The sequence below is a fragment of the Acinetobacter sp. MF4640 genome (assembly GCF_002018895.1).
Classification (GTDB): Bacteria; Pseudomonadota; Gammaproteobacteria; order Pseudomonadales; family Moraxellaceae; genus Acinetobacter; species Acinetobacter johnsonii.
On record NZ_MVOM01000027.1, the window covers coordinates 46,312 to 54,338 of the forward strand.

At 42.8% G+C, this 8,027-nt stretch carries 6 protein-coding genes; 2 read left to right on the forward strand and 4 right to left on the reverse strand.

The window, feature by feature from the left end; translation table 11 throughout:
• Positions 1-161 precede the first annotated feature (161 nt).
• Entirely contained in the window at positions 162-2,513 is a 2,352-nt protein-coding gene (locus tag MF4640_RS10495; protein ID WP_078389535.1) for a Tex family protein, read from the forward strand.
• Between the two features lie 57 nt (positions 2,514-2,570).
• Here the strand turns inward: MF4640_RS10495 and MF4640_RS10500 are convergent, their stop codons facing one another.
• The 4 genes from MF4640_RS10500 to MF4640_RS10515 form a co-directional block, all read right to left on the reverse strand.
• A complete protein-coding gene (locus tag MF4640_RS10500) occupies positions 2,571-2,888 on the reverse strand; it encodes a hypothetical protein (RefSeq protein WP_029575131.1) in 318 nt (105 codons plus the stop codon).
• A gap of 95 nt (positions 2,889-2,983) precedes the next feature.
• Entirely contained in the window at positions 2,984-3,307 is a 324-nt protein-coding gene (locus MF4640_RS10505) for a hypothetical protein (protein ID WP_010327664.1), read from the reverse strand.
• 131 nt (positions 3,308-3,438) lie between these two features.
• The gene (locus MF4640_RS10510) at positions 3,439-4,314 is read right to left on the reverse strand and encodes an SDR family NAD(P)-dependent oxidoreductase (RefSeq protein WP_238893368.1); all 876 of its coding nucleotides are present in this window, start codon (positions 4,312-4,314) and stop codon (positions 3,439-3,441) included.
• Positions 4,315-4,634: 320 nt separating this feature from the next.
• A complete protein-coding gene (locus MF4640_RS10515) occupies positions 4,635-5,912 on the reverse strand; it encodes an O-acetylhomoserine aminocarboxypropyltransferase/cysteine synthase family protein (RefSeq protein WP_078389536.1) in 1,278 nt (425 codons plus the stop codon).
• 295 nt (positions 5,913-6,207) lie between these two features.
• Here MF4640_RS10515 and ettA point away from each other — a divergent pair, with 295 nt between their 5' ends.
• Positions 6,208-7,869: an energy-dependent translational throttle protein EttA gene (ettA, locus tag MF4640_RS10520; protein ID WP_004691537.1), complete on the forward strand. Its 1,662-nt coding sequence runs from the start codon at positions 6,208-6,210 to the stop codon at positions 7,867-7,869.
• Positions 7,870-8,027 lie beyond the last annotated feature (158 nt).

Consider the following 8,027-nt stretch of genomic DNA (forward strand, 5'->3'; position numbering starts at 1 on the left):
CCTAAAAATAAGATTTAACACTGAAAATGAGATGGATTTATGAAATTTGCCTGAAATATGTCACATTTAAGCCATTAAATTAATAAAAACAGTTGTGGATTTTATAGTCTTGGTCTTTATAATCATGGCTTTTAGTACATATCCTTGTGGGATCACATACGATGACTGACTTAGTTCAGCAGTTGGCAAAAGAAATTGCCGTACGTCCAAATCAAATCGAGGCTGCCATCAAGTTGATTGATGAAGGTGCTAGCGTTCCATTTATTGCGCGTTACCGTAAAGAAGTCACGCAAGGCTTAGATGATGCGCAGTTACGTCAGCTCGATACACGTTTGGCTTATTTACGTGACTTATTTGAACGTCGCGACAAGGTAATCGAATCATTAAAAGAACAAGACAAATTGTCTGATGATTTATTGGCACGTGTAAATGCTGCTGAAACTAAAAATGCCTTAGAAGAAATTTACGCACCGTACCGTCCAAAACGGACCAGTAAATCATTTAAAGCCAAAGAAGCAGGCTTGGGCCCGATTGCAGAGAAAATCTTTGCAGAAGCGGTTGATCCAGCTGAAGCATTGGCAGGCTTTAGCCATGAAGATTATCCAGATCTAGAAAGTCAGTTGGATGCGATTCAACATATTTTAATTGATGACTGGGCGCAGAACATTGCACTGACAACTGAACTTAAGGCCACGTTTGCAAAAACAGCCACTTTAAAAAGTTTAGTGGCAAGTGATGAGAAAAAAGAAGTTGGCAAAAAATTCCGCGATTACTTCGACTTTTCTGAAAATTTAAATAAAGTCCCATCACACCGTTTATTGGCTATGTTACGTGGTCGTCAAGAAAACGTTTTAGGTTTAAAAGTTGATGGCGAAGATGATGCACCATTGGCGCGTATTGAAACAGAATACAGCCTTGAAACTGCACAGCCACAAGCACGTCAAGACTATTTAAAACAAACGGCTAAATTGTTCTGGTTAGGCAAGGTTCGTCTAAGTATCGAACATTCGTTGCTCACCGAAAAACGTCTTGCAGCCGAATCTGAAGCAATGGATGTTTTCGCTGAAAACTTACGTCATTTGTTGTTGTCTGCACCCGCGGGCGCACGTACAACCTTAGGTGTAGACCCTGGCATCCGTACAGGGGTGAAATTGGCTGTGGTGAATGCATCAGGTGATGTACTTGCACATAGCACGATTTATCCATTTGCACCTAAAGACGATAAAGCGGGTTCAATTGCAGAACTTGCTCGTTTATGCCGCGAGTTCAATGTTGACCTGATTGCCATTGGCAATGGTACAGCAAGCCGTGAAACAGAAAGCGTTGTAGCTGAAATGATGGCGGCAAACAGTGATTTAAAACTGACCCGTGTTTCAGTATCAGAAGCGGGTGCATCGGTTTATTCAGCATCTGAATTGGCTTCTGCGGAGTTACCAGAGTTAGATGTGTCGATTCGTGGTGCAGTGTCGATTGCACGTCGTTTACAAGACCCATTGGCTGAACTGGTGAAAATCGATCCAAAATCGATTGGTGTAGGTCAGTACCAGCATGATGTGAACCAAACTGGTTTAGCGAAAACCCTTGAAGCAGTCGTTGAAGACTGTGTGAACTCGGTAGGTGTAGATGTTAATACTGCATCATCTGCTATCTTGGGTTATATCGCAGGTTTGAATAAGTCGATTGCGCAGCAAATTGTCGATTTTCGTAAAGAAAATGGCCGTTTCGACAACCGCCAAGATTTGAAAAAAGTACCGCGGTTAGGCGAGCGTACTTTTGAACAAGCGGCAGGTTTCTTACGTATTCAAGATGGTTCAGAGCCACTGGATGCTTCTGCTGTTCACCCAGAGTCTTATGCGCTGGTCGGTAAAATTGTTGAAGCGAAAGCGACGACGGTGAAAGATATCATTGGTAACTCTGAAATCATTCGCCAAGTGAATGCTGAAGAATTTGCAGATGAGAAATTTGGTTTACCAACTATTCAAGATGTACTGTCTGAACTGGAAAAACCAGGTCGTGATCCGCGTCCAGAGTTCCGTACAGCAAAATTCCGTGAAGACATTACGGAAGTTGCGCAACTGACTGAAGGCATGCAGCTTGAAGGTGTCGTGACCAATGTGACGAACTTCGGTGCTTTTGTGGATGTGGGTGTACACCAAGATGGTTTAGTTCATATTTCAGAGTTGGCCAATGAATTCGTTGCAGATCCGCATAAAGTGGTGAAGCCGGGGCAAATTGTGCAAGTACGTGTACTCACTGTAGATGCTGAGCGTAATCGTGTGAATTTGTCGATGCGTCCGGAAGGTGCTGAAGCGGCTAAAGCTCCGCGTCAACCACGTCGTGAAAATACAGAGCGTAGTGAACGTAAACCACAAGGTAAACGTCCACAACAAACACGTCCTCAAGGCGAGCGTGCTCAAACAAATAAGAAGCCGCAAACGGCTAAACCTCAAGAAAATAAAATTGGTGGTTTAGGTGCATTGTTACTTCAAGCAGGGATTAAAGGTTCGAAATAATCTTTAAGATTTGAATAAAAAAACCTCCCAAGTGGGAGGTTTTTTTTATGGTTACTTTTATCCGTTGATGATGGGCACGATCCAACTGGTGATAATCAGCATAATGCCAAAGTGCCCAAGCTTTCGGCAAACTTTGACAAAAGTTGGAGCGGGTTGTTCCAGTCGAGTGGCATAATCTTTGAGGCTTATGGCTTGGGTGCTGCGGCTATGCCACAGGAAAACAGCAAGGTCGATACAGATTAGAATCGTCCCGACATTGGCCACGATATCCATCAATACATAATCTTGTAAATACAGGCTACTGCCTACTCGGTAGCAGAGATAAATCGCAAAAGCGATACACACATATTGCAGTACGAAAGTAAAAGCGCGCATAAATTCACAAAATAAAAAAAGACGGCTGTTTATAACACAAAAAGTAGAAGGGTCACGTCGTCTTTATTTTTTGTCCACAAAAAAAGGTATGAGTCTTAACTGATTAGGCTTTGTGCAATCAGGCTGGAAAAAATGGAGACTAAACCTATTTTTGAAAAAATATTGCAATACATGCTTGAGGGTTGTGAGGTTGGCTTGTTTTTTGTTTCTAGAGAGTATATTTCGCTCGTCAGTGGGGTAGGCTGTTGCGGTGCGCGTTGGCTCTTAAAGCCAAATTCGAGCAAGATCATCAGCAAACCGCCATGAATCAGCACTTGCCAAATTGAAATATGAGAGAGGGTAAGTTCTGTATATAGATTAAAAGCAGTGGTTGCAGCAAAGATGAAGCAAAAAAGCTTGAATAAATAAAATGTCTGCATTTCTTTTCCCCTTTTATTGTTGCTCTTATGATGGGCTTTTTTTCTTAAGCGAATATTAATAACTATAAAAGAGTTGTAAAAAATTTAGCTACCCAACCTTTGATCAAAGGTTGGGTAAATTGTAAGAAAACTTACCAGTGTTCACCTGGGAATAAGCGTGCATACGCTTTTTGCACCCAGTTGAGTTTTTGCTGTTCACCTACAGACGCGGTAGAACTTGGGAATAAGTTATAACCAATCGACATGAGCTTATTGTTGATGTCTGGTGCGATTGAATAAGTGATTGATGCCAAACGACCTAAGTTAGTTGCCACTTTCTTCGGGCGTTTCACAATCGCATAAGCAACTAGATCTGCTGCTTGTTCAGGCGAAAGAGTCGGAACGTATTTATAAATTTTCGTCGGCGCAATCATTGGAGTGCGTACCAAAGGCATATAAACCGAAGTAATCGCAATTTTATGTGAATGCACTTCGGCAGAAAGACAGCGACTGAATGCATCTAATGCGGCTTTAGACGCCACATAGGCTGAGAAACGAGTGGCATTTGCCAATACGCCAATCGAGCTAATGTTAATAATATGCCCATCACGACGAATCATCATTTGTGGCAGGATGTTCATGACTAAACGTACAGCACCAAAGTAGTTGAGTTGCATGGTGCGTTCAAAGTCGTGGAAGCGTTCTGCTGACTCATGTACAGCACGGCGGATCGAACGACCTGCGTTATTAATTAAAATATCAATATGATCGACTGAAGCTAAAATCTGCTTAGAGACTTCATCAATCGAGTCTAAATCATTTAGGTCACATGGAAAAACAGAGGCTGAACCACCTTTGGCTTCGATTTCTGCTTTCACTTCTTCTAGTGTTTCTTTGGTGCGCGAAACTAAAAGGACGTGCGCTCCTGCGTCAGCCAGTTTGTGTGCAACGGTTAAACCAATACCACTTGAAGCGCCTGTAATTAAGACGGTTTTTCCATTTACACGTTCTTTAAAAAGTCTATCCATTCTTGAATTCACGTTATCATTCCTGATCTAAGTCAAATATTTTAGGGTTATGGCTGTTTTTATATTCGATTATTAAGGCTGCATTTTCGGAGAAATGTAGCGGCTTTCCTTCACGGTATAATACCTAAACTGCTTAAAAATATCACGGCATAAGTTATTGAAATAATAAATAATTTTAGAGCAAAAGCTCTATTTTATTGGTTCTAATTACTTGTTTTTACCACGAATTCAAGCGAAGTGAAAGGGCTATAAATATAAAAGACAAGCGTATAAAAAACCTCAATCATGTGATTGAGGTTTTAAGTTTAGTGGTCTGTATTTTAGACTTGAGCCAAGGCCTGTTCTAAATCTGCAATCAAATCATCAATATGTTCAATGCCTACAGATAAACGCACCATGTCAAGACTTACTCCAGCAGACTTTAATTCCGCTTCATTCAGTTGGCGATGTGTGGTGGTGGCGGGGTGGCAGGCCAGACTTTTGGCATCGCCAATATTGACCAAGCGAGTGAAGAGTTGTAGAGCATCAATAAAGCGGGTGCCACCTTCGCGGCCATCTTGTACCCCAAAGGATAAAATTGCCGAAGGTTTTCCTTTGACATATTTTTGCGCTAAGCCATGCTGAGGGTGATCTTTCAGGCCAGCATAGTTGACCCATTTCACTTTGGGATGGGCTTGTAAATATTCTGCGACTCTCTGCGCATTTTCAGTATGACGTTCCATACGTAGGTTTAGCGTTTCTAAGCCTTGTAGAATCAAGAACACGCTTAAAGGGCTAATCGCAGCGCCGGTATTACGTAGTGGTACCACGCGGGCACGCGCGATATAAGCTGCTTCGCCTAGAGCTTCGACATAGTTCACGCCGTGATAGCTTGGGTCTGGCGTATTCAGCACTTTAAAACGTTCAGGATATTTGCCCCAAGGGAATTTACCGCTATCGACAATGGCACCGCCAATTGAGTTACCATGCCCGCCAATATATTTGGTCAGGGAATGCACCACAATATCCGCCCCATATTCAAAGGGTTTCAGCAGTGCAGGGGTTGCGACAGTATTATCGACCACCACAGGCACACCATATTCATGTGCGATTTTGGCGATCGCTTCTAGGTCGATAATATTGCCCAGTGGATTGCCAATCGATTCAACAAAAACCAACTTGGTTTTTTCATCAATTAAATCACGTAGGGCTTCAGGGTCTTGATAGTCAAAGAAACGCACATCGATACCTTGTTTCGGTAGAGTGTGGGCAAACAGGTTATAGGTGCCGCCGTACAAGGTTGAAACAGAAGCAATGTTGTCCCCTGCTTCGGTAATGGTTTGAATGGCATAGGTGATGGCAGCCATGCCAGAGGCTAAAGCCAACGCACCAATTCCGCCTTCGAGTGCGGCTAAACGTTGTTCTAGCACCGCAGTGGTCGGGTTCATAATTCGGGTATAAATGTTACCTTGTGCTTTAAGGTCAAATAAATCCGCACCATGTTGCGTATTATCAAAGGCATAAGAGGTGGTTTGATAAATCGGTACGGCCACTGCTTTGGTGGTGGCTTCGGGGCTATAACCAGCATGGATAGCCAAAGTTTCATCTTTATAGGTCATGGGACTTCATCTACGTGAGTTAAATATTGCACAGTCTACCATCAATGAATATGAGTGAAAGTGTGAAAATAATGAATATTTATCTAAAAAATTCATAAAGATGAGCTGAGCGTAGCTTCTTGTCTGCGGAAAAGTAAGATAAAGAGAGTGTTTAAAAAATAACCGCACTGAAAGTTGTAACATTGCATTGAAGATCGGTTTCATGCCTTATTTTTTCAACGTATTCATCGTATAATGCCCGCAAATATTTTTTCGCTTCTTGCGATTTTTTGGTTTTTCTATTGAGGAGTCCTACGTGGCCCAATATATTTATACGATGAACCGAGTGTCTAAGATGGTTCCGCCTAAGCGCGAAATCTTAAAAGACATCTCTTTGTCATTTTTCCCGGGTGCAAAAATTGGTGTACTTGGTTTAAACGGTGCAGGTAAATCGACCTTGCTTCGTATTATGGCGGGCGTAGACAAAGATTTCTCTGGCGAAGCGCGTGCGCAACCGGGTATCAAAATTGGTTACCTAGAACAAGAGCCGCCACTTGATCCAAATAAAGATGTCCGTGGAAACGTAGAAGATGGTTTACGTGAACCATTGGATGCTTTGGCGCGTTTGGACGAAGTATTTGCTGAATATGCAGCAGAAGATGCAGACTTTGATGCGTTGGCAAAAGAGCAAGAAAAACTTGAAGCGATTATCCATTCATGGGATGCGCATAACCTGAGCAACCAAATGGATCAAGCCGCAGCTGCCTTGAACCTTCCAGCTTGGGATGCGGATGTGACTCTACTTTCAGGTGGTGAGCGTCGTCGTGTTGCATTGTGTCGTTTGCTTTTATCTAAGCCAGACATGTTACTTCTAGACGAACCGACGAACCATTTGGATGCAGAATCTGTGTCTTGGTTAGAGCGTTTCTTGAAAGACTTTGCCGGCACGATTGTGGCGATTACGCACGACCGTTATTTCTTGGATAACGTAGCGGAATGGATTCTTGAGCTTGACCGCGGTATGGGTATTCCATATCAAGGCAACTATTCTTCTTGGTTAGAGCAGAAGAATGCGCGTCTAGAACAAGAGAACAAGCAAGAAGAGTCTTTTGCTAAAGCATTGAAGAAAGAACTTGAATGGGTTCGTTCAAATGCCAAAGGTCAGCAAAAGAAAAACAAAGCGCGTATGGAGCGTTTTGAAGAGCTTAACTCACGCGAATTCCAACAGCGTAACGAAACTTCTGAAATCTATATTCCACCTGGCCCACGTCTAGGTAATAAAGTAGTAGAAGTGGAAGGCATCAGCAAATCATTTGATGGTCGCGTACTGTACGAAAACCTGAGCTTTACCGTACCGCCTACAGCAATTGTGGGTATCGTAGGTCCAAACGGTGCGGGTAAAACCACACTGTTCCGTATGATGACTGGTGAACAACAGCCAGATACGGGTACGGTGACTTTGGGTGAGTCGGTTAAAGTAGCGTATGTGGGTCAGATTCGTGACACCTTAGATAACAACAAAACCGTTTGGGAAGAAGTTTCTGGCGGTTTGGATATCTTAAGAATTGGCGATTATGAAATTGCATCACGTGCTTATATCGGTCGCTTTAACTTTAAAGGTCAAGACCAGCAGAAGCGTGTAGGTGAGTTGTCAGGTGGTGAGCGTAACCGTTTACAACTGGCGAAAATCCTGCAAATGGGCGCAAATGTGATCTTACTAGATGAGCCATCGAACGACTTGGATATCGAAACCTTACGTGCGCTTGAGGATGCAATTCTTGTATTCCCAGGTACGGTAATGGTGGTGTCGCACGACCGTTGGTTCCTTGACCGTATTGCAACGCACATCTTGTCGTTTGAGAACGAACAGCCTGAATTCTACGAAGGTAACTATGCTGAGTATGAAGCTTATCGTTTAGCGCGTTTAGGTGATGCTGCGGTTCAAAAGCGTACCAAATACAAGAAAATTGGTGGTTAATTTCCCCGCATAAAAAAACCAGCCTTCGGGCTAATGCTGATCAGTTAAGACAAAATAGCTGAAATGCGGTAAAAATGAGCGTATCCAGATACGCTCATTTTTTTATGACTTTTTCTCAGAATTTAAGTTCAGCATTTCAGCAGACAGCTCCTTCACTT